Origin of the sequence: Streptomyces sp. CBMA123, assembly GCF_014596465.1 — a bacterium.
Taxonomy (GTDB): Bacteria; Actinomycetota; Actinomycetes; order Streptomycetales; family Streptomycetaceae; genus Kitasatospora.
The window spans coordinates 23,025-49,495 of sequence record NZ_MECK01000323.1 but is presented as its reverse complement, the minus strand read 5'-3'; the positions used below and the strand labels follow the sequence as shown (position 1 = coordinate 49,495).

Below are 26,471 nucleotides of genomic sequence, written 5' to 3'. Positions count from 1 at the left end.
ACACCCGCGACGCCCGTACCCGGACAGCCGGCCCCCGCCCCGCGCCGCCCCGTCCGCCGGCTGGGCGTCGCTCTCGCCGCGCTCGCCGCGACCGTCTGGCTGGCCACCGGCGGCACCCAACTGGCCGTCGCCTACGGCGGGTTGGACACCATCGACGCCGAGCACACCGGCCGGACCTACCTCGTGGTGCACCCGCCCGGCGGCGAAGCCCTCCCCCCGGCCACCCTCAAGGCGCTGTCGGCCGCGGGCGCCGCCGTCGCCGTCGACACCGCCCAGGCCGCCGCCGACCCCGCCGAGGTCCGCCGCCTCGCCGGGGCCGGACTCACCCTGGTCAATGCCGGCTACGGCCCGCCGTACGAGACCGGGATCGTCACCGGCCGCAGCTCCCTCGACGCCGGGGCCACCGCGCTGCGCTCGGCCACCGGCGCGGCCAGCGACTTCTTCCTCTCCAGCCGCCACCTGGACGCCCTGGACCTCGGCCTGGCCGCCTTCCACCACGAGCACCTGGTCGTCCCCGACGCCCGGATCGCCTGCGGCAGCCCCACCACCCCCGAGCTGAAGCCCGGCCAGATCGTCCTGCTCGAATGCGGCAAGGCCCAGCCGGCGGACCTCGCCGACACCCTGAAGCGCCTGCTCACCTCCCACCGGCCGCCGCGCCTCGGCGCGCTCATCACCCTTTCCTGAGGCCCGCCATGAAGCCCCGCACCCTGCTGCGCCTCGGCGCCACCGCCGCTGCCGCCGTCACCGCCGCCCACGCGGCCCCCGTGCTCTCCACCTACGGGCCGCTGCGCAACCGCCTGCTGCCCCGCCTCGCCGGGACGGGCCGCCCCGACCACATCGCCCTCACCTTCGACGACGGCCCGGACCCGTACTCCACGCCCTCCTTCCTGACGCTCCTGCAGAAGTACGACGTACGGGCCACCTTCTTCCTGCTCGGCTCGATGGCCGAGCGGACGCCCGCCCTGGTGCGGGAGATCGCCGACGCCGGCCACGAGATCGCCGTCCACGGCTGGGCGCACCGCCCGCTGCTGCTGCGCGGCCCCCTGGCCACCCACCAGGACCTGCGCCGCGCCCGCGACACCATCGCGGAGCTGAGCGGCCGCGCACCGCAGTGGTTCCGGCCCCCGTACGGCGTCATGAGCACCGCCGCCCACCTGTCCGCCCGCCGCCTCGGTCTCACCCCCGTGCTGTGGACGAGCTGGGGCGAGGACTGGACCAGCCGCGCCACCCCCGACACCGTCCACCGCACCGTCACCGCCGACCTGTACGGCGGTGGCACGGTGCTGCTGCACGACTCCGACTGCACCTCCGCCCCCGCCGCCTGGCGGTCCGCCCTCGGCGCCCTGCCCCAGCTCCTCGACCACTGCGCCGCCCAGGGCTGGCAGGTCGGCCCGCTGCGCGAGCACGGCGTCACCGCGCGCACAGCCGGTCCAGTGCCGTCCGGCTCGCCTCGTCCGCAGGGCGGTAGACCAGCACCCGCTGGTCCGGGTCCTGAAGCGGCACCAGCACCTCGAACCGCACGGTGATCTCCCCGGCCTCGGGGTGTCGCAGCACCTTGCTGCCGCGGCCGTTGACCCGGACGTCCCGCTCCGCCCACAGGCGTGCGAACTCCTCATCACCAGACGCGAGTTCGGCGATCAGGCCGGTCAGCGCCCGGTCCTCCGGGTGCGCCGCCCAGGCGGCCCGCAGATGGGCGACGCCGTCCCGCACGGTGTGCTCGCGGTCGGCGTAGAACCCGAGCATCGCCGGGTGCGCCAGGCACAGCCACATCGCGTTGCGCCGCGCGGGCGGCAGGGTGTCGAAGTCCGGTAGCAGTGCGGCCATTTCACCGTTCCAGGCCAGGATGTCGAAGCGGTGGTTCAGCACCATCGCGGGCTGCGGCGACAGGTCGGCGACCAGCCTGGCCAGCTCCGGCGGTGCGGTGGCGGCGGGCTGGTCGGCGGTGCGCGGGCGACGCTGACGGGACAGGTCGAACAGGTAGCCGCGCTCGTCCGGGCTCAGCCGCAGCGCCCGGGCGAGCGCGTCCACCACCTCCGCCGAGGGGCGCGGGCCCCGGCCCTGTTCCAGCCGCACGAGGTAGTCGGCGCTGATCCCGGCCAGTTCGGCGACCTCCTCCCGGCGCAGGCCGGGGGTGCGCCGGAACTGCCGCCGCGAGGGCAGTTCGAGGTCTCGCGGGTCGAGGCGTTCGCGTCGGCTCCGCAGGAAGGCGGCCAGCTCCTGGGTCGCGTCCACGGTAGAGGTCATCATGCCCGGTCCAACAGCGAGGCTGGGACGGGCGTTCCCAGGAACGGCCGTCCCTTACCCCCGATCCGCCGGGGTCGCAGGCTGGTTCCCGACGCCGGACGACCGGCGGCCGACGAATCACAGGAGGACCTGATGTCGCTCACCCTCGACACCTACCGGCTGCTGGGCCGCTCCGGACTGCGGGTCTCACCCCTGGCCCTGGGCGCGGCCACCTTCGGCACCGAATGGGGCTGGGGCGCCGAACGGGACGAGGCACGCAAGCTGTTCGACCACTACGTCGAGCGCGGCGGCAACTTCATCGACACCGCCGACACCTACACCGACGGCAGCTCCGAGCGCCTGCTCGGCGAGTTCGCCCACGGCGACCGCGAGCGGCTGGTGCTGGCCACCAAGTACTCGACGCTGCGCCGCCCCGGCGACCCGAACTCCGGGGGCGCCCACCGCAAGGCCCTCACCGCGTCGGTGGAGGCCAGCCTGCGCCGGCTGCGCACCGACTACCTCGACCTGCTCTACCTGCACGTGTGGGACTCCACCACCCCGGTCGAGGAGGTCCTGCGCGGCATGGACGACCTGGTCCGGCTCGGCAAGGTGCTGTACGTGGCGATCTCCAGCGCCCCGGCCTGGCAGGTGTCCCGGATGCAGACGATCGCCGACCTGCGCGGCTGGTCACCGCTGGTCGCGCTGCAGATCGAGTACAACCTGGTCGAACGCACCGGGGAGCGTGACCTGATTCCGATGGCCCGGGAGATGGGCCTGGGCGTGGTCCCCTTCTCCCCGCTGGCCGGCGGGGTGCTCACCGGCAAGTACCGCCGCGAGGAACCGGGGGCGCCGGAGACCGGCTCCGGCGACAGCGCCCGACGGGCCGCCAACCAAGCCCTGGGCGCCGTCACCGACCGCAACCTGGCCATCGCCGAGGCCGTACGGGAGGTCGCGCAGGACGTGGGCCGCACCCCCGCCCAGGTCGCCCTGGCCTGGACCCTGCAGAACCCGGCCGTGACGGCGCCGATCATCGGCGCCCGCACCCCCGCGCAGCTGCTGGAGAACCTCGGCGCCCTGGACGTCGACCTCGCCGACTCCCACCTGGCCCGCCTCGCCGAGGCCAGCGCCTTCCCCCTCGGCTACCCGCACGACCTGCTCGCCGGTGACCACATCCGCAAGGTCACCAGGGGCGACCTGAGGTTCGACACCCACCGGTAGGGTGCGCCGCCGCCCACGGCACCCGAATGGCCTCACCCGCGTCTGACCGTCCGCAGGAATTCGGCTCCCGCACGACGATTCTCCGAGCACGGGCCCGTGTCGATCGTATGGAGGCCTTTGCCGCACCGCATACTCGCAACCGCAAATGCTCCCTGTACGACCGAACTCCCCCTGCCCCGAGCCCAGCGGAGGACCCATGAGCACACCCCCGGCCAGCCCGAACGGTGATCCGATCGTCGCGGCGCCGACGTACCTCGCGGACATCAGCACCTACTTCCGCCCCGACGACATCGCGCACATGGCCGCCAAGGGCATCGAGCTCGGCACGTACGACGGGGTCAAGCAGAACGCGTTCTCGATCCTCGCCCACACCTCGCCGCCGAACGCGGACATGCCGCCGGACGCGGCGGGGAAGTGGAGCGCCAACCGCTGGCAGACGTTCAAGAACTGGATCCTCGCCGGGTACCCGATCGGTACGGCGCCGACCCCGGTCGTTCCGCCACCGGCCGGGGCGGCGGCCACCCGGCTGCGCAAGGACGTCACGACCCTCACCGACGCCGAATTCGCCCTCCTGACAACGGCGTTCAACGGCGTCATGGCCCGCGACACCACAGCACCGGACGGCTACTTCACCCTGGCCGGGCAGCACGGTCTCCCGAAGGCCTGGTGCCTGCACCACGAGGACCGCTTCAACCCGTGGCACCGCGTGTACCTGCGGGAGTTCGAGGACGCGCTGCGCTCCGTCCCGGGCTGCCAGGACGTGACGCTCCCCTACTGGGACATCTCGACCCCGCTGCCGGACCGGTTGCAGCACCCGCCGTTCGACCAGTACGTCCTGCCGGCCGACCCCGGCGCCACCGTGCATCCGCCCGTGACCAAGTTCTTCCCGTACACGACCAAGCGCTACTCGGCGGCCGAGATCACCCAGAACATCCAGGACTACTCGGTCCTGGAGGAGATCGCGACCTCGATGGTCCAGTCACTCTGGGGCGCGTACAACACCAACGGTTACCAGGACTTCTCGATCCAGGCCCACGACAACGGCCACGGATCGACCGGGGAGACGATGGGCATCCAGGAGGTGTCCGCCTTCGACCCCGTCTTCTGGTTCTTCCACTGCAACATCGACCGGCTCTGGCTGAGCTGGCAGACCCGCGCCGCCGCCACCACCCTCGACGGATTCCGCACCAGACTGGCCGGGCAGGACGACACCTGGCTCAAAGCGCCCCTCCCGCCGTTCACTTCGACCCCCGACCAGACCATCGCCACCGACATCTCGTACGACCGGCTTGACCTCCCCAGCGCCATGGAGGGCGGTATGGCCGGCGCCATGGAGAACCTGACCGGAAGCATCGACGCCGCCCGCACCTTCTCCTTCCGGAGCAGCGACCCGGTCTCGGTACGGGTGAAGGGGATCAACCGGCTGAACATTCCGGGGTCCTTCATCGTGACCCTGCTCGCCGACGGCGAGCCGATCGCCAAGCGGTTCTTCTTCCAGCCGAACGACCCGCAGCGCTGTGAGACGTGCAGGCAACACGGCATCATCAACCTCGACTTCCGGATGCCGCAGGACCGGCTCGTCGACCGGACACTCTCCGTGCGGATCGACGTCCCCGGCCACTCCGGGGAGATCGGCACGGCCTTCCCGCTCTCGCAGGCGGGCAACCCCACCGTCAACGCGCGGCTGCTGGTGGGGGAAGCCCAGCCGTAGCGTCTCGCGGCCGGACCCGAGCCGCGCCGCCGGTCACCCGAGGGGGATCCGGCGGCGCGGCTCTTCTGCGGACAGACGAAGCGGGCCGGCTGGAAGCTGGTGAGGCCGAGCTGCCGGACGCCGTTGGTCTGGCCGGTCCGCCCGCCGGTCAGGCCACCGTCCGGACGGACGGTACACGGTCGGGACGGGGCACCCCGGCTCAATTCAGCTGCCCCGTCCCGGTGCCCGGCCGCTCGCACCGCGCCCGGCGTCGCGCGGGCGGGGCGGCCTCCCCCGTGATACCCGCCCAGTGTGCGGCAGCCCGGCGGGCGCGGCTATCCGGTTCGCTCGCTTCCGAACGCGTTTTCCGGACAGCCTCCGGTCAGGACCTCGGAGGGCAGCCGCCCGTAGGCCTTCCGGTACTCCTGGGAGAAGCGGCCCAGGTGGGCGAAGCCCCAGCGCAGTGCGACCTGGGTGACCGTCGCGGCGGATCCACCGCGGGCGGCGGCGAACAGGTCATGGTGGGCGTGGTCCAGCCGGACGCGGCGCAGATGGGCGAGCGGTGTGGTGCCCAGGTGGATGCGGAAGCCCCGGCGCAGGCTGGGCAGGCTCACCCTTGCGGCCTGGGCGATGTCCGCGACCGAGATCGGCTCGTGGGCGTGCTCGGCGCAGAAGGTGACGGCCCGGCGCACCGCGGCCGGTGCGGCGACCACGGCGGGAGCGCGCCCCAGGTTGTGCGGTTGGATGTCCAACAGGCCGTGCAGCAGCAGCTGTTCGTGGTGCTGCCGGGCGAGCGGCGAGCGGGCGAACAACTCCCCGCCGGCGGCCCGCGCGTAGGCGCGGGCGAGGTCCAGCCAGTCGGCCATGGCGGCGGACTCCCGCTCCAGGGCCGGGTCGAAGCGGACGGCCTGTTCGCCGGGCTCGCCCCGGCGGACGGCCACGGCCCGGTCCACGGCCTGGCGGGCGATCAGCAGGACGGTGTTCACGCAGTCCCGGCCCCAGTCCATGGCGAGGTGCTGGCCCGGCCCGGCGATGCTGAACGGCGTGGACAGCGGACGGCCGTCCACGGTCACCAGGCCGGAACCGGCCAGTGGGATCTGGAGGCTGTAGAAGTCGGTCAGCTCACCGGGGACGACGTCGACGTCCGCGCCGTAGCCCAGTTCGTAGACCGATACGTCACCCTGCCAGTGCCGGACGAATCGGCCGCCGCCGGCCGCCGGGACTTCGCGCACCCGCAGCTTGTGCGGCGCGAACTCGGCGGCCACGGTGTCATGGAGGTCCCGCACCTCGCCGCCGCTGAACAGCACCGTCGCCATGCCCGTCCCCACTCCCGGCCCGCTGCGGGGCGCAGCGGTGTGTTGGAGCCCAGTATCGGCGTCATGGCGTGAGGAGTGGGAAGTCGGTGTGGCCGACTTCCCACTCCGGGGTGGCGGTGGCGCTCGAAGTGGACTGTGGGGCGGGGTGGTTGTGGTGACGGGTGGTGACGGAGCAGTAGGCTGATCTGCGATCCGGACGAGGTCCAGATCATGAACGCGCGCTACAACATCCTCAGGGCGCAGGCCCTTGGCCCCGAAGAGTCCCTGGCCTTGACCGAGAAGATCCTGGGAGAACGATGCCGATTCCGGGCCGGGCCGGGCCGGTCGTTCGGCCGTCGCGCCAAGCGCGCGATCGGGGCCGGGATCCTGCCGGTCGCCGCGCTGCTCTTCGTCCTCTGGGGTCACCCCACGGCGCTGCCGGTGTTCTGGTTCGCCGTCGTGGTCCTGATCGCCTTCGGGATCCGTGAGTTCCTCGCCCCCGGACCCGGGCTCGCCGGGCTGCGCCGAGAGGCGCCGCTGGGCCCGGGCGACCCGCGGTCCGCCGCGGGGTAGCTCAGCGCTCGGGCTTCCGGGAGCGACGGTGGGCCGCCAACTGCTCCCGGGCGGTCTGCCACCTCAGACGCGCGTGCGCGATCACCTCGTCCCATTCCCGGCGGACCTCGTCGTCGGCGGGGCGTTCCCCCCGCTTGATGCGGTCCAGCTCGTCCCGCACCTCCCGCCCGACCGCCGCCGAGCCGACCAGGACGAACATCACGCCGAAGAGGGCGGAGACCAGCGCGAAGACCGCGCCCATCGCGCCGTACTGGTTGGCGGACGAGCTGAACAGCCGGGGCAGGTAGACGGTGGCGCCCACCGAGTACGCGGCCTCCCCGACCGCCCCGACCAGACCGAACGGCAACAGGTCCCACCAGCTGACCCTTCCCGCGGAGAGGACCCGGCCGCTCCACATCAGGAAGACCGCGGTCACGGGAGTCTGGACGGCTACCGCTCCCAGGGACAGCCGCCCCTGCCCGAGGACGGCGGACAGCCAGGCCGTCACGGTGAGGTAGACCAGCAGCCCGGCGCTCCACCGCAGGCCGTTGAGCGTGTTGCGGACGCTCAGCGGCAGCAGCTCCCAAGTCTGTTCGAACAGCCGTTGGACGGCGCGCGAGAAGCTCAGCAGCGACACCGCCAGGAACAGCAGCCCGAACACGCCCACCCCGGTGTCCACCCCGGCACTCGGCGAGAAGACGTACAGCACGGCCTCCGCGCCGCCTCCGGTGAGGCCGTACCGGTCGATGATCCGGTGGGCGGTGTCCTTGGAGCCGAGGTGGGCCAGGACGACGCCGGAGACGATCACCAGCGGGATCACGGCCGAGAACGCGCTGGAGGCCAGGGCCATCGAACGGTCGAAGCCCACGAGCCGCTGGAACCGGTTGACCAGGCGCAGCGCGAAGGCCGGCCGCAGCCAGAAGGTCAGGGCGCGCAGCAGACTCTCTCGGGTGACCAGCGCCTTGCCGCCCTCTCCGTCGTCCGGCCCGGCTGATTCGCGACTTAGCGCTAACCGCTGCCGCCGCGCGGGAAACCCGCTTCACCCGTGCGGTGCAGCGACGTGCCGGCTCCCGGCCCGGCTGCCGTCAGGCCTTCGGCCAGTTGCGCAGCAGGGCGTCGAGGGCGTCCAGGATCCGCGACCAGGTCTGTTCGGTGGTGCGCGGGGTGTGCTGGAAGCTCCCCGCGCGCTCCAGGGCCACATAGCCGTGGAAGGTGCTGCCGAGCAGGCGGACGGCGTCGGTCTCGTCGGGTTCGGCGAGGTCGTAGCCGCGCAGGATCGCGCGGGTCATCTGCGAGTGCCGGACGGCCGCGCTGTTGAGCGCAGTCGCGTAGTCGAGTTCGAGCTGCGCGGCGGCGTAGCGGCCCGGGTGTTCGCGGGCGTAGTCGCGGTAGGCGTTGGCGAAGGCCGCCAGGGCGTCCTTGCCGGCGCGTCCGGCCAGGGCGGCGGCGACCCGGTCGGCGAGTTCCTCGAGGGCGAGCAGGGCGATCCTGGTCTTGAGGTCCTGCGAGTTCCTGACGTGCGAGTAGAGGCTCGCGTCCTTGACGCCGAAGTGCCGCGCCAGCGCCGAGACCGTGACCTTGTCGAAGCCGACCTCGTCGGCCAGGTCCGCTCCCGCCCTGGTGAGTCGTTCCGCGTTCAGTCCTACGCGTGCCATGCCCTGCCCTTCGATCGACTGAGGCCATTATACGTTTGCCTAATCCTCCTAGGTAATTTACGTTGCTCCCTATGAAGCCGATGACCGAACAAGAGATCCGCGCCGCCTTCGTCAACTGCAGCAAGGGCGAGGCCAAGCGCCTGCACGTGCCCCGCGACCTGGCCCAACAGCCCTGGGACGACCTGGACTTCCTCGGCTGGCGTGACCCGCAGGCCCCCGACCGCGGCTACCTCGCCGCCGAGGTCGACGGCCGCACGGTGGCGATCGCGCTGCGCTCCTCCGGCGCCGCCTCCTGGCAGGCCCGACGCAGCATCTGCTCACTCTGCGTGACCACCCACACCGGGCGCATCTCGCTGCTGGTCGCACCGCTCGCCGGGAAGGCCGGCAAGCAGGGCAACTCCGTCGGCGCGTACATGTGCACCGACCTCGCCTGCTCCCTCTACGTGCGCGGCAAGCGGGAGGTCGGCACCCGGCTCCACGAGTCGCTCACCGTCGAGGAGAAGATCGAGCGGATAGCGGCCAACCTGACCGCCTTCGTCGCCAAGGTCACCGCCTGAACGGGGACGCGCGACGGGGAGCCGCGGAGCCGCGAGAGCCCGCACTCGACGCGATCGACGGGCCGCTGCGCCGTTCGCCCGCCGGTCGCAGTTGCCGGCGGGCCACCTGTGACTCGGCGCCGGACACGCTCCGGAGTGCGAATCCGGCAGCCCCGCCCGAGCGCCCCGCCGATCACCTTTCGGCCATGAGGTCATCACCGTCGGTTCGGTTACCACGGGTGACCGCGGCGTCGCTCGGGCGGCCGTCCCCCGTTCGGCCGACATACGCTGACCCTGACCACCCCGTCCCCCACGCCGCCGGAGGGTCGATGAGCCGACGCCGCCCCACCGATCGCCCGAGCGCGGACGACCTGCTGACCGAGCTCGGCCGGCTCACCGCGTCCGCGCTGGAGCAGGCCGAGCTCCAGCGGGCCCGGGTGGAGCTGGCCGAGGCGTTGCAGCGCGAGCTGCTGCCGGCCGCGCTCCCGCAGCCGCCCGGGCTCCGGGCGGCCGCCCGGTACGCGCCGGCCCGGCACGGGCTGAGCATCGGCGGTGACTGGTACGACGGCTTCCGGCTGCCGGACGACTCGGTGGCCTTCTCGCTCGGCGACGTCCAGGGCCATGACGTGGAGGCGGCGGCGATCATGGGCCAGGTGCGGGTCGGCCTGCGCGCCGTGGCAAGGACGGCCACGGACCCCGGCGAGGTCCTCGGCCGCGCCAATGACCTGCTGATCTCCATGGACAGTCGCCGCTTCGCCACCTGCAGCTTCCTGCGCTACGACCCGGCCACCGGGGACCTCTCGCACGCTCGGGCCGGGCACGTCCCGCCGGTCTGGGCGAACGCCGACGGTCGCTGGGGGCACTGCCCCGACGATGACGGCGGCCCGCCGCTGGGCGTGCTGCCCGGCCAGACGTACCCGGTGAGCCACCACCGCTTCTCCGGGACGGAGGTCATCGCGCTGGTCACGGACGGGGTGGTCGAGGGCCCGGAGTTCCCGATCGAAGCCGGACTGGCCCGGGTGGCGGCCGTGCTGCGGGAGCGGGTCGCGGACGACCCGGACGCCCTGGCCGCCGAACTGCTGGAAGTCGCCGACCTGACCGGCCACACCGACGACGCGGCGGTGCTGGTGCTGCGCCACGACGACTGAGCTACGACCCGGTCGGCCGGGAGCCCGCGCGTGTCACGCCCGCACCGAGGTGCCCGAACGTAGTCAGATGACTACCATGCCGCCGACGACCGAGCCCCGTTCCCGCGACCCCCGCCAGCTGGCCGTGGCCGCCGCGCGCCTGCTCGCGGTCACCGCGGTCTACCTCGCGGCCGGCCGGATCGGCCTGCTGCAACAGGTGGTGGTCGGCGGGGCCAAGGTCACCCCGCTCTGGCCGCCGACCGGGATCGCGCTCACCTGTCTGCTCCTGTTCGGGCTCCGCTTCTGGCCCGGGGTGGCCCTGGGGGCCTTCCTGGTGATCCTCGTCACCGGGCCGCCGCGCTGGGGGTCGATCGGCATCGTCACCGGGAACACCCTGGCCCCGGTCGCCGCGTACCTGATGCTGCGCCGGGCCCGGTTCCGGATCGAGCTGGACCGGCTCCGGGACGGCATGGCCCTGGTCTTCCTGGGAGCGTTCACCGGGATGCTGATCAGCTCCGGCACCGGCACCGCCGTCCTGGTCCTGAACGGGACCCTGCCGGTCGACGGGTTCTGGTCCACCTGGTCGGCCTGGTGGACCGGCGACGCGATGGGCGTCCTCGTGGTCACCCCGCTGCTGCTGGCGCTGCGCACGGCTCGGCTGCCCGCCGGTCTCCGCGCGTTCGACTGGGTCGAGCCGGTCCTGCTGCTGGCCGGCACCGCCGCCGTGACCGTGATCGCCACCTCCACCACGCTGGGTCTGCTCTTCCTGGTCTTCCCGTTCCTGATCTGGGCGGCGCTGCGCTTCCAGTTGCCCGGCGCCGCGCCCTGCGTGCTCCTGGTCTCGGTGCTCACCATCACGGCGGCCACCCACCACTCCGGTCCGTTCGCCGGGCACGGGCTGGTCGCCGACATGGTGATCCTCCAGGCACTCAACGGCTGCGCGGCGCTCACCGGACTGCTGCTGTCCGCGATCGTCGCCGAGCAGCGCAACACCTACCGGCGGATCGAGCAGGCCTGCGTCGAACTCGCCGAGGTCGTGCACCGACTGGCCCCCGGCAAGATCGACACCAACCGGTGGCTGCCGCCGGACGGCGAGTGACGGGGGCGCTCACACGCCCGAACTGGGCACCGCCGTGCCCGCTTTCGGCGAACCGCCAGATCCCGCACGGAACGTACTCAGCGTCGCCGGGGCGGGCCGCGTTCAGCGCCGGAACAGACCGCGTCGCTTCGCCTTCACCGGCGGCGGAGGCGGCGGGTCGAGAAGGGCCACGACAGCCTCGATGAAGGGACGGGCCTCGGCGGTCATGCCCGTCCGGTGCAGCCGGTGACGGCTCGCCGTCTCCCACTCGCCCAGCACCGCCCCGCGCTCGCCCGTGATCGGGTCGACCGCGTACTCCAGGGCGAAGGCCCGTTGCCCGGAGCCGTCGCCCGGCCAGGCCAGCACGACCGCGAAGGCCTCCGTCGCCGCCCGCGGCACCGGGAGCGCGACCAGGAGCATCCGGTGCCGGCCCGCCTGGACGAATCCGCCCTGGAGGCCGTCCGGTGCCAGCCGCTGGTCCGCGGGCAGCGTCGCGCCGTGCTGCTCCCAGAGCCGCAGCAGCTCGGCGCCGATCCGCTCCCCCGGCACCGACCCCAGGTGGGTGAGCGAGGGCAGCAGGCGGTGCGCGAAGCCGTAGTGGTGCGGGCGCCGTCCGGACACCTCCCCTTCCCCGCCGGCCAGCCGGGTGACGGCGGCGATGACCTCGTCCGCGTTCACCAGCTCCAGCTGTCCACCCCCCGCCACCGCGGTGAGCGGGGTCAGCTCGCCGCCCCGCCACCAGTAGGTGTGCGGGGACAGCGGCGCACCGGACGCGTCGAACTCCCGGGCCGCCGTCTCGATCAGGACCTGCAGCACCTCCGGCACCCGCAGGTCGAACGGCGCGAACAGCAGGGAGAACGGCGTGGGGAACGCCACCACCGCGCCGTCCGGCGGCAGTTCCCGCCCCGTCAGCTCGCGGTGGATGGCGTCCAGGACGAGCACCCGGCTCCCGGTCAGCGCCGAACTCCCGCTGACGACATGGAGGTTGCCGCCCTGCCCGGTCGGCCGGACCTCGTGCCGCTCGACGGGCAGCCGGGCCAGCCGCGCCCGCGCGCCCCGGCGCAGGTACGACGCGTCGGCGAGTTCGGCGACGGCCTCGGAGGTCAGCACCTGCCAGCCGACGGGCGACTCCAGTGCGAGGAACTCCAGCATCCCGGGCACGACTTCGAGCGCGTGCGGGTACTGCGCGGGGTCGGCCAGGGTCGCGGCGTCCAGGAGCAGCGGGTAGAGCCGGGCGACCGTCTCCTCCGGCGAACCGGCCCTGCCCGCCCCCGGGCCCTGGACGGCGGCGACCAGTTCGAGGACATGGGCGCGGACCAGCTCCGGCAACGGTGCGTCCGACCGCCGTTCCACCAGTTCGAGCAGCCCGCCGAGCCCGTAGTCGCGCCCCTGGGCGTCCCGGGCGACGTCCCCGTGCAGGGTCACCTCGCTCCCCGCCTCCGCGAACACCGCCCGCACCAGCGCGGCCAGTTCCGGCTCCAGCTCCCGACGTCCCATCGTCCCCTCCCGGCTCACGGTTCCCCTCCGTCCGTACCAAGACGCCCCCGGCCTGCGCCCGGTTGCCCCGCGCGGCGCTCCCGGTCCTCACCGTCGCCGCGACCGGCGGGTCCGGCCGGCGCCTGGGTTCGTACACATGACGGTCCGAAGGGGCCATCCTCGCCCGCGCACCGCGTCGTGTCCATGCGCCCGAGGTGCCGATGATGCGCGCGACGTGCCCGGATCATGACGGCCTCGTGACGGACCGGGGCAGGGTGGTGACCGCGCCGGACGGTGGCGTCGACCGCCGTCGTCCTCACCGCCGCCACCTCGCTCAGCCCGGCCGGCACCACCTCCGGCTCACTGATCGTTTCGGGTGTGAGGTTCGCGGACGGCGGAGCCGGACGAGGCCGCAGGCCGGCTCGGCCTCGGGGCTTTCGAGCCCCGCGACCGGCAGTACGAGCCGCCCGCCGCCACCGGCCGCGCGCCGCCCCGCGCTCAGGAACGCGGGACCCTTCACGGGCCGCTGCCGGCTCACGAGGCGAGAACCGCGGCGAGCTCGCCCGGCCGGGCTGCGAACGGGCTGTGGCTGCCGGGCAGGGTACGCACGGTGAACGGGTTACCGGGGAAGGCCCGGTCGGCTTCCGCGATCATCAGGTCCTGCGCGGCGGGTGCCAGCGCCCGGTCCTCGGCGCAGCGCAGGAAGGTTCGTGGAATGCGCCCCCACCGTGCCGCGGTCAGGGTGACCGGAGCCGTCGGGATCGCCAGCGGCAGATCAGGGCTCAGCGCGGACCGCCACCGGTCGAAGCGGTCCAGCGGGGTGTCGTGGTAGTGGGTTTCCCGCAGTTCGTCGAGGTAGGCGGGATCCGTTGAGAGCGGATTGATCCGTACGGCGCCCAGGGCCTCGGGGTCGCCGAGGTTCAGGTTCCGGCCCAGCGCGGTGGCGTTCTCGGGTGAGCCCAGGTAGTCGAGGAACCGCGGCCGCCCGCCCGGGACGAACGCGGACAGGTAGACGATCCGGCCCACCAGCTCGGGCGCCCACTCCGCGGCCAGGGACGCGGGGCCGCCGCCCGCGCTGTGGGCGACGAGCACGACCGTGCGATGGTGACGCACCTGGCGCAGGACGCTCAGTACGGCCTCGGCGCAGTCGTCCATCGTCACGGGGGCCAGCCGTGACCTCTCGGTCAGTAGGCCCGGCTGGCCGGGCAGCAGGTATCCGGTGGGCAGGGGTGCGTCGAAGCCGTGCCCCGGCAGGTCGACGGCCACGCTCGCAGCGCCCAGTCCGGTCAGCACGCGCTGCGTCGCCGCCCACTGTCCGGAGCTGTGCCAGGCGCCGTGTACGAGAACGAAGACGGTGCCGGTCAGAGATGCGTTCTTCATGGCTCCATTCCAGACAGGAACCACAGCGCCATCCATTCCTAGATCTGGTAAGTGGCGTGGCGATATCTTTGAGGTCTTGTCGGCGGCCGACGGGATCGATGGGATGGAGGGCGAGCCGTGGAAGCGCGACACCTGCGGTACGCGGTTGCTCTCGCCGAGCACGAACACTTCGGCCGGGCGGCCGGCGAGCTGGGCATCGCGCAGCCGCCGCTGTCCAAGCAGATCGCCGACCTGGAGCGCGAGGTCGGGGCCCGGCTGTTCGACCGCACACGTCAGGGGGTGTTCCCGACCGCCGCCGGTGAGGCGTTCCTCGCGCGGGCCCGCCGGGCGCTCGACGAGATCGCGGCGGCCACGGTCGATGCGGGCCGGGCCGCGCGCGGCGAGACGGGACGTCTGCGCCTCGGCTTCATCGCCTCGGCACTGCTCGGCCCGCTGCCGGGCGTGCTGAGCCGGTTCGGCCGTGAACGGCCCGACGTGAGACTGGAACTGCACGAGATGGCGACCAGCCGCAGCAGCTCAGCTCTCGTCGCCGGGGAGCTGGACGTGGCCCTCACCCTCGGCCCGCCACGGGGCGCCGGAGCCGAGCATCTCGCGTCCGTCCCGATCGGACGCGACCACGTGATCGCCGTGGTGAGTACGGTGCACCCGTACGCGGGTCAACAGTCGGTAACGGCGGACCAGTTGCGGCGACAGCCACTGATCGTGTCGGCCGGCGAGGACGAGCCCGCCGTGGTCGCCGGACTGCGCACCCTGCTGGGCGCGGACTCATCGGCTCTCGGCGGCGCGACCGTCGCGAGGGACGTGCACACCATCATCGGCCTCGCCGCCTCCGGCGTGGGCGTCGGCCTGGGGCCGTCCCGCATGAGGGCGGTCCCGCGTCCGGGAGTGCGGTTCTGCGAAGTGACCCCGCGCACGCCCCTGCCCGATCTCGTCCTGTCCTTCGCGGGCCGCGATCACTCCCCGGTGCTGCGCGCCTTCCTCGACACCATCCGGGAGACCTGCCCCGACGTCGGTGCCGCACTCAACGACCGGCTCCGGCACCACACTTGATCCGGGCCGGTCCTCCCTTCGCATGCGGGTGTCCAGGGCGACGCGACCGTCCGCCGGCTCGGTTCCGTCCATGTGCTCGTGGGGTGCGTGGGCGGTATCGGCCCCCGCCCCCGGGTCCCGTCCCGGCGGACGGGACCCGGGGGCGGACCGCTCAGGTCAGCTTCACCGACGCGTCGTCGATCAGGAACGCCGTCTTTCCGCTCGTCGAGTGCGCGACCAGTTTGATGCCGACCGTCGAGCCGAACTCGGCCGCCACGTACGGGGTCAGGTCGAAGGACTGCTGCCGGTAGCCGTCGGTGGCGTCCAGGTTGGTCCAGGTCTTCACGGTCGCCAGGTAGTTGCCGCTCCACTGGTCGTACAGCTCCAGCGAGAGCGTGTCCGCCGCCGTGCCCCCGGGCGCGGATGCCCCCTGGGCGCTGCCCGTGATGTTCAGCCAGAAGGAGAGCTGCTCCTTCGAGTACCCCGGGGTCGTCTCCACCCACTGGGTGATGGAGTCGTCGTTCGCGGTGTTCTGCCCGAGCCAGGCATAGGTCGCGCCGCCGTGCGCCTGGTGGGCGGTGGACGGCGTGATGACGTTGTAGCCGGACGCGTTCCAGACGCCGTGGTCGGCGGTGCCGTTCTCGAAGCCCGGGTCGTTGAGCTGCTCGATCGGGGTGCAGCCGGTCTGCGGGCCGTGGAAGAACCCGGCCTTGAAGGTCTGGCTCTGGCTGTTGCCCTGGTCGTCCCGGCCGACGACGGTGATCGTCTTCCAGCCGGTCGCGTGCGTGGTGCCGGTGATGCGGCCGGTCGTCGGGGCGATCCGCAGGCCGGCGGGCAGGCCCTTGGCGCTGTACGTGACCGGGCGCCCGGCTCGGTCGGAGGCGAGCACCGGGATGTCGACGGGCTTTCCGCTCTGGACCGTCTGCTCACACGGCTGGGTGACGAGCAGCGGCGCGTTCGCGAAGACCGGGTCGTCGCCCGTGCACAGGTGGTCGTAGTTGGACCAGGTGGTCTGCACCGGGAAACTGCCGGTGGACAGCTGGAGGTTGAACATCCCGCCGTTGCGGCCGACCGGGATCCAGGAGCACTTGTCGCCGTTCTCCTGGCCGGTCGCGTCCGTCCAGGCGCCGGAGGGGTTCTGGTCGGTGATGGTCTCGGCGTACTCGTGGCCGCCGATGATGCCGTAGCCGTCGAGGCGGCCGCGCGCGCCGGGGTTGATCCAGTTGGTGCCGCAGGCGGGCACGTCGGTCAGGTACGGCATCAGGGTGTAGGCGAGGGTGCCGGCCGAGCTGCGCATGAAGGTGTGCCAGGCGCAGTAGCCGAGTTCCTTCCACTTGTCGGAGTCCAGGCCCTGGCCGGTGTTGATGACGTACTGGACGTCCCGGTTCTGGGTCGGGTCGCCGTTGCCGAAGTGCTGGGCGGCGGCGATGACTTCGGCCGCGATCTCCGGCTCGGTGGCGGCCTTCGGCGCGGGCTTCGCGTTGTCCACCCAGACGCCCGCCAGGGTCTGGCCGGCCACCGGCATACCGACGTGGTTGGCCTCCGGCGGGCAGTAGGACGTGCCGGGGGTGATGCCCTCGCAGTACTGGGTCATCACCTTCGACCAGGTGTCGGTGGTGCTGCCCAGGCCCTTGAAGAAGTCCTGCTGGTAGGGCGCGGCGGCGTCCGGGTCGCCGGAGAGTGTGACGTTGCCGGTGGCCGGGTCGGTGCCCGGGGTGCCCCACTGGCTGCCCCAGTAGATCAGGTAGACCTTCGGCTGGCCGGTGGTGACGCCGATGGAGTCCTGGCCTCCCCGGTAGGTCATCTGGAGGTCGTAGTTGTTGCGCGGGGACGCGGTGACGCCGTGGGTCTTCGCGGCCTGCCGTTGGGCGAAGGTGTCGGCGTTGGGCATCACGTGCGGGCGGGTCGCCCCGACCTGCACCCAGGTGCCGTCGATCTGCTGCCAGCCTTCGGCGGCGGGGTGCGGGTCCTTGGGGGCCGGAGCCGTGGGCGAGGACGACGGCACCTGTGGCCGGTCCTGGGCGGAGGCGGTGCCGGTGCTGCCGGCGGCGGCGAGGCCGAGGGCGAGGGCGCCGAGCAGGAGCCGACGTAAGGCTCCACGGTGGCGTGGGCGTGCTGCGGGCACGGGCTGGTCCTGACTCTCTGTCGGGGAACGGCGAAGTGACAGCCGCCCGTGCGCCTTCCATTGACGGACGCCCAGTGCGGCATGTGAAATGACACATGTCACCGGTCACATGGGTCAAGAGTCATGGCCCGAGGTTCGTGTCCGCACCTACCGGGCCACGACTTTGAACGTTCAAATCCAGCCGTTCAGATCACCCGTCCCGTCCCGAGCCCGCTACCGCGCCGGACCGCCACGGTCCCGTTCCTGCTCCACACCGACCCGGCCACCGGTCGCCGACGCGTGCGCTACCGCCGCTTCGGCGGTCAGCGGCAGCCGCAGGGTGAAGACCGCGCCCCCACCCGGTTCGCTGGCCGCGGCGACCGTTCCGCCGTGGGCGTCGGCGAGCTGGCGCACGATGGCCAGCCCCAGACCGCTGCCACCGGTCTGCCGGCTGCGGGACTTCTCGGCGCGCCAGAACCGGTCGAAGACATGGGGCAGCTCATCGGGCCCGATGCCCGTGCCGGTGTCCGCCACCTCGATGACCAGCTCGTCGCCCACCGGGCGGGCTCCCACCGTGACGCTTCCGCCGCTCGGTGTATGCCGCACGGCGTTGTCCACCAGGTTCCCGACGGCCTGGCGCAGCCGCACCGGGTCGGCCACCAACTCGGCCTCCCCGGCCGCGGGCAGCACGCTCAACCGCACGCCGGCGGCCTCGGCCCGGGCCCGGTGGGCCTCGGCGACCTGGTCGAGGAGCTCGACGATCCGCACGGGCCCGCGGTGCAGCCGGAAGCTGCCCGCGTCGGCCGCCGCCAGGTCCCGCAGGTCGTCGATGATGTGCTGCAGCAGCAGCGCCTCCTCCAGCAACGAGGCGATCAACGACTCGTCGGGCACGGCCACGCCGTCCTGGGTCGCCTCCAGCCATCCCCGGATGTTGCTGAGTGGCGTGCGCAGTTCGTGCGCGACATCGCTGACCATCGCCTTGCGCTGCTCCTCGATCCGCTCCCGGCGTTCGGAGAGGTCGTTGAACGCGGCGGCCAGGTAGCCGATCTCGTCGTCGCCGGTCACCGGGACGCGGGCGTGCGGTTCGGTGGGGTGCTGGGCGGCGTCGGTCAGCGCGCGCAGCGGCCGGACCAGGCGGGTGGCGAGGAGGACGGAGAGCGCCACGGTCAGGGCCAGGACCAGGCCGGTGACGCCGGCGATGCGCAGGGCGCCGGCCCGGGTCAGGTGGAAGGCGGGCGCGGTGGTCCCGTTGCTGTCGCTGATGAACAGCAGTGCGGCGGGGGCGACATAGGGGGCGAGCTGCTGGCGGCGGCTGGTGTCGATGCAGCTGACCACGGCCTGATCGGCGCTGCCGGGGTTCGGCTTCGGCACCGGGGCGGGCGTGACAGCCGGGGAGGTGGCGGGGCCGGGCGGGACGACCGCCGGCCCCGGGGAGTGCCCCGGGCTCCGCACCTGAGGGCCCTGCGGGCTCGGGCTCGGCACCACCCCGACGGGGCCGATGCCGAGCTTGACCGGCCCCAGCCCCGCGGGCGACAGACAGGCGTCGACCAGCTCGCCGAGCCCGCTCAGCGCCTTCTGCTCGCTCGGGGTGGGAGCGGACAGCTGTGGGAGGGCACAGGCGGTGGCGCTGCCGTCGTCGGGGGCGAGTCCGGCGACGGTCACGTTCGGCCGGCCGCTCAGGTCGGTGCCGGTCTCGGCGGCGAATCCGCGCGTACGCAGGCAGTCGGCGGTCGCGGCGGCCTCCGCACGCAGCTGAGCGCGCTCCTCAGGGGTGAGGGCGAACGGTCCCACCGCGCGCGGGTCGATCCGGGTGGTGCCACCGCCCGGGGCCAGGGTCCGGTCGACGGCGAGCGGGTCGATCACCGCCGACGCCTTGGGCGGGTCCGGCGAGGCGGGCGGGGCGGCGGATCCGGCCAGGGGCTGGCGGCCCTGGTCGGTCAGGGCGATGTGACGGCCCGTCCGCTTCGCCAGGTCCGCCAGTACGGGGCCGGCATCGTCCCAGGCCTGGTGGGTCGCCGCGTAGCCGAGCAGGGTCTCGTAGATGCCGGCGTCCTCGGAGAGGGTCTGGACCCGTTCCTGCTGGATCTCCTGTGACGTGGTGTTCACCGCCAGCCAGGCGGTGGCCGCCACCGAGCACACGGCGACCAGGATCGAGGCGGCCAGCAGCCGGACCAGCAGGCTCTTGCGCAGCGGTACCCTACGGCGCATGGCGGCGTCCGCCCGTGCCGTCGGTGAGCTTGTAGCCGACGCCGAAGACGGTCAGCAGGCGCACCGGGCTCCGGGGGTCGGGTTCGATCTTCCTGCGCAGGTTCATGACGTGCACGTCGATGGTGCGTTCGGATACGTAGTGGCCGAACCCGCCTGCACCACCCAGCAGTTGTGCCCGGCTGAAGACCTGTTCGGGGTGCGCGGCCAGGGTGCCGAGCAACTCGAACTCCCCTGGCGTGCAGGGCACCAGGGCGCCGGCGACCCGGACCTCGTGGCGGTCCGGGTCCACCGTGAGCTCGCCGACCCGCAGCACCCGGTCCTGCGCCCCCCGGACCTGCGACCGCTGCGAGCGCCGGAGCAGGACGCGCACCCGGGCCATCAGTTCCCGGGGGCTGAAGGGCTTGGTCATGTAGTCGTCGGCGCCCAGGTCGAGCCCGAGCAGCAGGTCGTCCTCGGCGGACCGGGCGGTCAGCACCAGGATGGGGAGTTCGGACTCACGGCGCAGGATGCGGCACACGTCGAGGCCGTCCACCCGGGGCATCATCACATCGACGATCAGCAGGTCCGGCTCACGCCGCCGGACTTCGTCGATCGCCGCGCGTCCGTCGTGGACGACGGCGGCGGTGTGGCCCTCCAGCTCCAGGTAGCGACGGATCAGTTCGGCCTGCTTCGGGTCGTCCTCGGCCACCAGGACATAGGTACTCACGTCTTCGATCATAGGTGGGCCCGTCCGGCGCTCCTTCCGGTGGCGTGAGCCCCCATCAGCCAGCGGATTCCACGGTCGTGGACCGAGCGGCAGGCCACGCCATCGGAATCGAAGAACATCCTGACAACTTCCGAACATCCGTTGGTGATCATCGCAGCCATGCCGAAGTCAACTGATGATCGTTCCCAGCGTCCGGACCGCTTGCCACTGAGGACCGCGGTCCTCTCCGCCGCGCTGCTGGTCCCGCTGGCCGCGCTGACGGCGTGCGGTTCCGGCCCGGGCGCGCAGAGCGGCGCACCCGGCGCGGCGGTGGCCTCGCTGGCGAGCAGCGCGCCTCCGGGCAGCCCCACCGAACCCCCCGCCGCGGGTGCCGCTGAGGCCGCGGGCGCGGGTACCACTCCGGCCGCGGGCGCGGCCTCCGGTACCCCGTCCCCCGGGTCCACCGCCGATCGCCCCCAGCAGCGGCTGGACGACACTCAAGAGCACGACGCCCAGCTCTGGACCGGCTACTACAACTGCCTGGGCGACAACGGAGTCCCCCTGACGGGCGGGATCGCCCCGGCCGGACAGCCCATGCAGAAGCAGCCGCCGCCGGGGACGTCCATCCCCCAGTCCGCCCTCACGGCCTGCCAGTCCAGGATGCCGCTGATGCCGCCGGAGATGGATCCGAAGCTCAACCCGAACTACAGCACCGATTTCAGCGCCTGGGTCAACTGCATCAACGGCAAGGGGCTGAAGGTCAAGGCCTACGGCACCCCGGGCAGCGGGAACAGCGGGTGGAGCTACGACGGGCAGCCGACGATGCCCCAGGCGCAGCAGACCCAGGTGATCGCGGCCTGCAAGACGGAGGCGTTCCGTGGCAACGGGCACTGACGCCGGCCACGTCGGCATCGACGACGTGGCCGCCACCGATCCGCCCCCGCGGCGCAGCCGCAAGCGGCGCGTGACCGTGATCGTCGCTCTCGTCGTGGCGGTCGGCGGGATCGGAGCGGGCGCGGTGGCGCTCCGCGGCCACCCGAAGCCGGCCGGGGCCGCGAGCAGCGGCGCACCGGTCCAGACGGTCGCCGTGGTCAGGACGGACCTGTCGAACTCCCAGACCCTGAGCGGCACCCTGGGTTTCGGCACGCCCCAGACCCTGATGGGCGCCAAGCAGGGCATCGTCACCGCACTCCCCGCCGTGGGAACCACCGTGACCAGGGGTCAGCAGCTGTACCGGGTGAACGACCAGCCGGTGCCGCTCTTCTACGGCGGGACCCCGCTGTTCCGGTCCCTCGACAAGCCCAACCTGGTGGGCCGGGACGTCCAGGTGGTCGCGAGCAACCTGCAGGCGCTCGGCTACGACGTGGGAGCGCAGCCGAAGGTCGGAACGGTGATCACCCAGCCCGTGCCCGACCCGGCACCCGGCGGCAGCACGCCGCCGCCGAAGGACGGGACGGGACCGGCGGTGCCGGCCGCCGGGACCGGCCCGGGACCGTCCGGCGGGGCGGGCACGAGGCCGGCTTCGGGCAGCACGGGTGCGCCCGGCGGCGGGACGGCCGCCCCCACCGCCCCGAGCGCCGGCGGCAGCACGCCGGCGGCGCCGACCAAGGTCACGGTGGGATCGGGCGACGGGGTCGTCACCGCCTCCCTGATCGCCGCCGTCAAGCACTGGCAGAAGGACGCCGGCCTGCTCCCGACCGGAAGTCTCGGCATCGGCGACGTGGTGGTGCTGCCGGGCGCGATCCGGGTCGGCGCCCTGCAGGCGCAGCTCGGCGGGCAGGGGGCCGGGGCGCTGATGTCGGTCACGCCGACCGACAAGGCAGTGACCGTGCCGGTGGATCCGGTCAATGTCGGTTCGATCAAGCAGGGCGACAAGGTCACCGTCAGCCTGCCCGACAGCTCGACGGCACCGGGCACCGTCGCCGGCATCGGCACGGCCGTCCAGGGCAGCCCCAAGGGCGCCTCCGGCGCGGGCGCCGGGCTGAACACCCCGCCCACGGTCGATGTGACCGTGGCCGTCGACGACCCCTCGAAGGTGAAGGACTTCGACTCGGCCACCGTCCAGGTGGCCTTCGTGTCGGCGACCGCGACCGGGGTGCTGGCCGTTCCGATCGGCGCGCTGCTCGCGCTCAGCGGTGGCGGATACGCCGTGCAGCTCCAGGACGGCGGGCTGGCGGGGGTCCAGACCGGCATGTTCGCGAAGGGCATGGTGGCCATCACCGGCGACGGCATCGCGGCGGGCACCCGGGTGGTGACCACCTCATGACTCCGGTGCTGGTGGTGCGCGGGGCCGGGATGGCCTATCCGGGCGGGGTCAAGGCCCTGGACGACGTCTCGCTGACCATCGACGAGGGCGAACTGCTGGCGATCCTCGGACCGTCCGGCTCGGGCAAGTCCACCCTGCTCAACATCATGGGCACCCTGGACCGGCCGACCAGCGGCACGGTGGAGATCGGCGGCCACGACATCGCCCGGCTCTCCGACCGCCGGCTGTCCGCGCTGCGCGGACGCTGGCTGGGCTTCGTGTTCCAGCAGTTCCACCTCACCGACGGGCTCAGCGCCGTGGAGAACGTCGCCACCGGACTGCTCTACGCGGGAGTGCCCCGCCGCCGACGGGCCCCGCTCGCACTGGAGGCGCTGGGCCGGGTCGGTCTGGCCCACCGCGTCGGGCACCGCCCGCACCAGCTCTCCGGCGGCGAGCGGCAGCGGGTGGCGATCGCCCGCGCGCTGGTCAACGAGCCCGCGCTGGTGCTCGCGGACGAGCCCACCGGCGCCCTGGACACGGCCAACGGCAGAGCGGTCCTGGCCCTGCTGACCAAGCTGAACGACGAGGGAACCACCATCGCGATCATCACCCACGACCGGGGCATCGCCGAACTGATGCCGCGTCGGATCGACATCCTGGACGGGCACCTGGTGTCCGACAGCCGGACGGGGGCCGGTGCATGAGCAGCGGCGGCACTCACCGATCCGTCGCGGACCGGACGAAACCGGTCCGATTGGCCCCGACCGACGTGCTCGGCCTCGGACTGCTGGGCATCCGCACCCGTAAGGCACGTGCGGCACTGTCGGCCCTGGGCATCTCCATCGGCATCGCCACGATGATCATCGTCATGGGCATCCCGGCCTCCAGCCAGCAGGCCCTGCTGGCGCGGCTCTCGGCGCTGGGCACCAACATGCTGCAGGCCACGGCCAACCCGGGCCAGAATCCTCCGGTGGTCTTCCCGCCCGAATCGCCCGACATGGTCGCCCGGATCGGCCCGGTGACCATCGCCAGCGCGGTCGCCAACACGCAGACCAGCGTCGCGCGTTCCGACCGGATCGACCCCGACCACGCCAACGGCCTCGCCGTCCTGGCCGGCCGGCTGAACCTGCTGCAGGCCGTCAACGGCAAGGTCCGGACGGGCCGCTTCCTCGACGCGGCCACCGAGAAGTTCCCCACCACGGTGCTGGGCGCCGCGGCCGCGACCCGGCTCGGCATCACCACGCTGCCGCCCGGTGCGCCCGGCCCGCAGGTCTACATCGACCACCACTGGTTCACCGTCATCGGGATCCTCGCCCCGGTGCCGCTGGCACCGGACATCGACCGCGCGGTCCTGGTCGGCTGGGACGCCGCCAGGACCCAGCTGGGCTTCGACGGCAACCCGACGGTGATCTACGTCCAGGCCCGGGAATCACAGATCGAAGCCGTCCGCGCGGTGATGCCCGCCACCATCGATCCACAGCAGCCGGGCCTGGTGCAGGTCAGCCGCCCCTCCGACGCGCTGGCCGCGAAACGGGAGACCCAGACGGCCTTCTCCGCGCTGTTCATCGGCCTCGCGGGCGTGGCCCTGCTGGTCGGCGGGATCGGCGTCGCCAACACCATGGTCATCTCGGTGCTGGAGCGGCGCAGGGAGATCGGACTGCGCCGGGCGCTGGGCGCCAACCGAGGGCAGATCCGGGGCCAGTTCCTCGCCGAGTCGGTGGCGCTGTCCGGGCTCGGCGGCCTCGCCGGCACCGCCCTCGGCGCCCTGGTGACCTTCGGCTACACCACCTACCAGGGCTGGCCCCTGGTCATCCCGCTCCAGGTCCTGCTCGGCGGCATCGGCGGGGCCGTCCTGGTCGGCGTGGTGGCGGGCGTCTACCCGTCGATCCGCGCCTCCCGGCTCACCCCCACCGAGGCCCTGGCCTCCACCTGATCGGGCGGCCACGGGGGTCGGCGGCCACTTCCACCGCTCGGGTGGGGGCGGCCCGCGGACGGCGCTCGGGCCCGTACGCCCCGTACGGCGCTCCGCGGCCCTCGCCGACCGGCGACACCCGATCAGCCTCCCGGAGCGGCCGGTCCCCCGGAGTGCGGAGACACTGGCCGGGTGGAAGCGGTGACCGTCGACGCCGTCGCCGACCACGGCCCGGCCGCCACCGCGGCCGGTGGTGGCCGGAACAACGCGTGAGCGGGCCCGTGAACCCTCCTGGAGGTGCCGTGAACCGGTGGAAGCCGCTGTACGTCCTCGGGCTGGCGCAGTTCCTCATGGTGCTGGACGCCTCGGTGATGAACGTGTCGATCAGCCAACTGGTCAGCGACTTCGACACCGAGGTCACGGCGATCCAGGCGGTCATCACCCTCTACACGCTGGTCATGGCCGCCTTCATGATCACCGGCGGGAAACTCGGCGACATGTTCGGGCGCCGCCGCGTGTTCGGCCTCGGGCTCGTCGTCTACGGCGTCGGATCGGCGCTGACCGCCGCCGCGCCCACGCTGTGGGTGCTGGCACTCGGCTGGTCCATCATCGAGGGCTTCGGGGCCGCCCTGGTCCTCCCAGCGCTCGCCGCCCTGGCGGCCGGCACCTACCGGGGCCGGGACCGGGCCATCGCCTACGGCGTCATCGGAGGCCTCGCCGGTGCGGGGATCGCCGTGGGCCCCCTGCTCGGCGGGTGGGTGACCACCTACCTGACCTGGCGCCTGGTGTTCGCGGGCGAGGTCGTGCTCGTCGTGGTCATCCTGCTCCTCATGCGGTGGATCGAGCCGCAGCCCGTGCCGGAGCACCGGCCTCGGCTGGACCTCGGCGGCGTGGTCCTGTCGGTCGCGGGACTGGCCCTGGTGGTGCTCGCCGTCCTGCAGAGCAGTTCCTGGGGGTGGCTCCATCCCCGCAACCCTCCTTTCACGGTGTTCGGGTACTCCCCCACGGTCTTCGTCATCGCACTGGGCATGACCCTGCTCGTCCTCTTCCACGCCTGGGAGGTACGCCGGGCGGAGCCGCTGGTGCGGTTCAGCCTGTTCGGCATCCCGAGCCTGCGCTCGGGCCTGTTCATGCTGTTCAGTCAGAACGTCATCCTGCTCGGCCTGTTCTTCGCCATTCCGCTCTACCTCCAGGTTGTCCATGGCCTGGACGCCTTCCAGACCGGACTGAGGCTGTTGCCCGTGTCGGTCACGATGCTCGTCGCGGCGATGAGCGGTCCCCTGCTGGGCAGGTTCGCGTCCCCGCGCACCGTGGTGCGGGCCGGCCTGCTGGTGCTCCTCGCCGCGACGCTGTGGCTGCTCGGCACGATCGAGCCCGAACTCAACGGCCTCTCCTTCGCACTGTCGATGGCACTCCTGGGCCTCGGCATGGGCCTGCTCGCCTCCCAGCTGGGCAACGTGGTGCAGTCGAGCGTCGGCGAGGCCGATCGCAGCGAGGTCGGCGGACTGCAGTACACCGCCCAGAACCTCGGATCGTCCCTGGGCACCGCACTGATCGGCGCCATCCTGATCGGTGCCCTGGCGAGCGCCTTCACGGCCGCGCTCGCGAAGGACCCGGCGGTCTCGGAGGCGGTCCGTCAACAGGCCGGCATCAGGATCGAGTCGGGGCTCAACTTCGTACCGGCCGACCAGGTCGCCGCCGCCCTCGCCCAGACCCCGATCCCCCCGGAGGAAGCGGACGCGGTGGTCTCGGCGTACCGGACGGCGCAGCTCGACGGTCTCAAGGCCGGCGTCCTGGCCGCCGCCGGAATCACACTGGCCGGCTTCCCCTTCACCCGCCGGCTGCCGGCCGACCGCACCGGCGGCGGACCGGCTCCCTCGACCCGCTCCTCCTCGCCCGGCGAGTGACACGGCTCCGAGCCGACAGGAAGCGACCTGTCCGGCGGCCGGCGGCAACGCCTCGTACCCCCGCTGCCGTCCGCCCTCGACGGGATGTGCCGCACCCTCGCCACCGGCCCGTCCTGACGGTCCCCGCCCCGGCCGGGCACCTGTGCCGTCA

General features: G+C 72.9%; 23 protein-coding genes. 14 read left to right on the top strand and 9 right to left on the bottom strand.

The window, feature by feature from the left end:
* Nucleotides 1–684 (top strand): hypothetical protein (locus BG452_RS29165; RefSeq protein ID WP_188307346.1); only part of this gene is annotated, 684 nt, incomplete at its 5' end.
* 8 nt (nucleotides 685–692) lie between these two features.
* The gene (locus BG452_RS29160; RefSeq protein WP_188307345.1) at nucleotides 693–1,526 is read left to right on the top strand and encodes a polysaccharide deacetylase family protein; all 834 of its coding nucleotides are present in this window, start codon (nucleotides 693–695) and stop codon (nucleotides 1,524–1,526) included.
* On the opposite strand, the gene BG452_RS29155 is transcribed toward BG452_RS29160, so the two are convergent.
* On the bottom strand, nucleotides 1,411–2,247 hold the full coding sequence (locus BG452_RS29155; RefSeq protein WP_188307344.1) for a helix-turn-helix domain-containing protein: 837 nt from the start codon (nucleotides 2,245–2,247) through the stop codon (nucleotides 1,411–1,413). The two genes, BG452_RS29160 and BG452_RS29155, sit on opposite strands and share 116 nt — an antisense overlap.
* A gap of 129 nt (nucleotides 2,248–2,376) precedes the next feature.
* Between BG452_RS29155 and BG452_RS29150 the strand changes: the two genes are divergently transcribed.
* Both BG452_RS29150 and BG452_RS29145 read left to right on the top strand, forming a co-directional pair.
* The gene (locus BG452_RS29150) at nucleotides 2,377–3,441 is read left to right on the top strand and encodes an aldo/keto reductase (RefSeq protein ID WP_188307343.1); all 1,065 of its coding nucleotides are present in this window, start codon (nucleotides 2,377–2,379) and stop codon (nucleotides 3,439–3,441) included.
* Nucleotides 3,442–3,637: 196 nt separating this feature from the next.
* A complete protein-coding gene (locus BG452_RS29145; protein WP_223242886.1) occupies nucleotides 3,638–5,152 on the top strand; it encodes a tyrosinase family protein in 1,515 nt (504 codons plus the stop codon).
* A gap of 314 nt (nucleotides 5,153–5,466) precedes the next feature.
* On the opposite strand, the gene BG452_RS29140 is transcribed toward BG452_RS29145, so the two are convergent.
* Nucleotides 5,467–6,447 carry an AraC family transcriptional regulator gene (locus BG452_RS29140; protein WP_188307341.1) on the bottom strand — a complete coding sequence of 327 codons (981 nt, stop codon included), beginning with the start codon at nucleotides 6,445–6,447 and terminating at the stop codon, nucleotides 5,467–5,469.
* A 210-nt stretch (nucleotides 6,448–6,657) separates the two neighbouring features.
* Between BG452_RS29140 and BG452_RS47820 the strand changes: the two genes are divergently transcribed.
* Nucleotides 6,658–6,999 (top strand): hypothetical protein, encoded by a 342-nt coding sequence (locus BG452_RS47820; RefSeq protein WP_188307340.1) that lies wholly within the window; start codon nucleotides 6,658–6,660, stop codon nucleotides 6,997–6,999.
* Nucleotide 7,000: 1 nt separating this feature from the next.
* On the opposite strand, the gene BG452_RS29130 is transcribed toward BG452_RS47820, so the two are convergent.
* Nucleotides 7,001–7,846, bottom strand: coding sequence for a YhjD/YihY/BrkB family envelope integrity protein (locus tag BG452_RS29130; RefSeq protein WP_188307339.1), 846 nt, complete (start codon nucleotides 7,844–7,846; stop codon nucleotides 7,001–7,003).
* A 217-nt stretch (nucleotides 7,847–8,063) separates the two neighbouring features.
* Nucleotides 8,064–8,633 carry a TetR/AcrR family transcriptional regulator gene (locus BG452_RS29125; protein WP_188307338.1) on the bottom strand — a complete coding sequence of 190 codons (570 nt, stop codon included), beginning with the start codon at nucleotides 8,631–8,633 and terminating at the stop codon, nucleotides 8,064–8,066.
* Between the two features lie 71 nt (nucleotides 8,634–8,704).
* On the opposite strand from BG452_RS29125, the gene BG452_RS29120 reads away from it, so the two are divergent.
* From BG452_RS29120 to BG452_RS29110, 3 genes are all read left to right on the top strand, one after another.
* A complete protein-coding gene (locus BG452_RS29120) occupies nucleotides 8,705–9,190 on the top strand; it encodes an FBP domain-containing protein (protein WP_188307337.1) in 486 nt (161 codons plus the stop codon).
* Nucleotides 9,191–9,498: 308 nt separating this feature from the next.
* Nucleotides 9,499–10,317, top strand: coding sequence for a PP2C family protein-serine/threonine phosphatase (locus BG452_RS29115; RefSeq protein WP_188307336.1), 819 nt, complete (start codon nucleotides 9,499–9,501; stop codon nucleotides 10,315–10,317).
* Between the two features lie 76 nt (nucleotides 10,318–10,393).
* On the top strand, nucleotides 10,394–11,395 hold the full coding sequence (locus BG452_RS29110) for an MASE1 domain-containing protein (RefSeq protein ID WP_188307350.1): 1,002 nt from the start codon (nucleotides 10,394–10,396) through the stop codon (nucleotides 11,393–11,395).
* Nucleotides 11,396–11,497: 102 nt separating this feature from the next.
* Here the strand turns inward: BG452_RS29110 and BG452_RS29105 are convergent, their stop codons facing one another.
* A complete protein-coding gene (locus tag BG452_RS29105; RefSeq protein ID WP_188307335.1) occupies nucleotides 11,498–12,871 on the bottom strand; it encodes a hypothetical protein in 1,374 nt (457 codons plus the stop codon).
* A 513-nt stretch (nucleotides 12,872–13,384) separates the two neighbouring features.
* Nucleotides 13,385–14,230 carry an alpha/beta hydrolase gene (locus BG452_RS29100; protein WP_188307334.1) on the bottom strand — a complete coding sequence of 282 codons (846 nt, stop codon included), beginning with the start codon at nucleotides 14,228–14,230 and terminating at the stop codon, nucleotides 13,385–13,387.
* A 117-nt stretch (nucleotides 14,231–14,347) separates the two neighbouring features.
* On the opposite strand from BG452_RS29100, the gene BG452_RS29095 reads away from it, so the two are divergent.
* Nucleotides 14,348–15,280, top strand: a complete 933-nt coding sequence (locus tag BG452_RS29095) for a LysR family transcriptional regulator (protein ID WP_188307333.1) — start codon at nucleotides 14,348–14,350, stop codon at nucleotides 15,278–15,280.
* Between the two features lie 151 nt (nucleotides 15,281–15,431).
* Here the strand turns inward: BG452_RS29095 and BG452_RS47815 are convergent, their stop codons facing one another.
* From BG452_RS47815 to BG452_RS29080, 3 genes are all read right to left on the bottom strand, one after another.
* Nucleotides 15,432–17,384, bottom strand: a complete 1,953-nt coding sequence (locus tag BG452_RS47815; RefSeq protein ID WP_188307332.1) for an Ig domain-containing protein — start codon at nucleotides 17,382–17,384, stop codon at nucleotides 15,432–15,434.
* 213 nt (nucleotides 17,385–17,597) lie between these two features.
* Nucleotides 17,598–19,571, bottom strand: coding sequence for a HAMP domain-containing sensor histidine kinase (locus tag BG452_RS29085; RefSeq protein WP_188307331.1), 1,974 nt, complete (start codon nucleotides 19,569–19,571; stop codon nucleotides 17,598–17,600).
* Nucleotides 19,561–20,277 carry a response regulator transcription factor gene (locus tag BG452_RS29080; protein ID WP_317621278.1) on the bottom strand — a complete coding sequence of 239 codons (717 nt, stop codon included), beginning with the start codon at nucleotides 20,275–20,277 and terminating at the stop codon, nucleotides 19,561–19,563. The genes BG452_RS29085 and BG452_RS29080 overlap by 11 nt, the downstream gene beginning before the upstream one ends.
* Nucleotides 20,278–20,478: 201 nt before the next feature.
* Between BG452_RS29080 and BG452_RS29075 the strand changes: the two genes are divergently transcribed.
* The 5 genes from BG452_RS29075 to BG452_RS29055 all read left to right on the top strand — a co-directional run bounded on the left by BG452_RS29075 (nucleotide 20,479) and on the right by BG452_RS29055 (nucleotide 26,320).
* Nucleotides 20,479–21,150 (top strand): hypothetical protein, encoded by a 672-nt coding sequence (locus BG452_RS29075; RefSeq protein ID WP_188307329.1) that lies wholly within the window; start codon nucleotides 20,479–20,481, stop codon nucleotides 21,148–21,150.
* The gene (locus tag BG452_RS29070) at nucleotides 21,134–22,522 is read left to right on the top strand and encodes a peptidoglycan-binding protein (protein ID WP_188307328.1); all 1,389 of its coding nucleotides are present in this window, start codon (nucleotides 21,134–21,136) and stop codon (nucleotides 22,520–22,522) included. The genes BG452_RS29075 and BG452_RS29070 overlap by 17 nt, the downstream gene beginning before the upstream one ends.
* Entirely contained in the window at nucleotides 22,519–23,205 is a 687-nt protein-coding gene (locus tag BG452_RS29065) for an ABC transporter ATP-binding protein (RefSeq protein ID WP_188307327.1), read from the top strand. The genes BG452_RS29070 and BG452_RS29065 overlap by 4 nt, the downstream gene beginning before the upstream one ends.
* Nucleotides 23,202–24,434, top strand: a complete 1,233-nt coding sequence (locus BG452_RS29060) for an ABC transporter permease (protein WP_188307326.1) — start codon at nucleotides 23,202–23,204, stop codon at nucleotides 24,432–24,434. Before BG452_RS29065 ends, BG452_RS29060 begins: the two co-directional genes overlap by 4 nt.
* 281 nt (nucleotides 24,435–24,715) lie before the next feature.
* Entirely contained in the window at nucleotides 24,716–26,320 is a 1,605-nt protein-coding gene (locus BG452_RS29055) for an MFS transporter (RefSeq protein ID WP_188307325.1), read from the top strand.
* The last annotated feature ends 151 nt before the right edge of the window (nucleotides 26,321–26,471 follow it).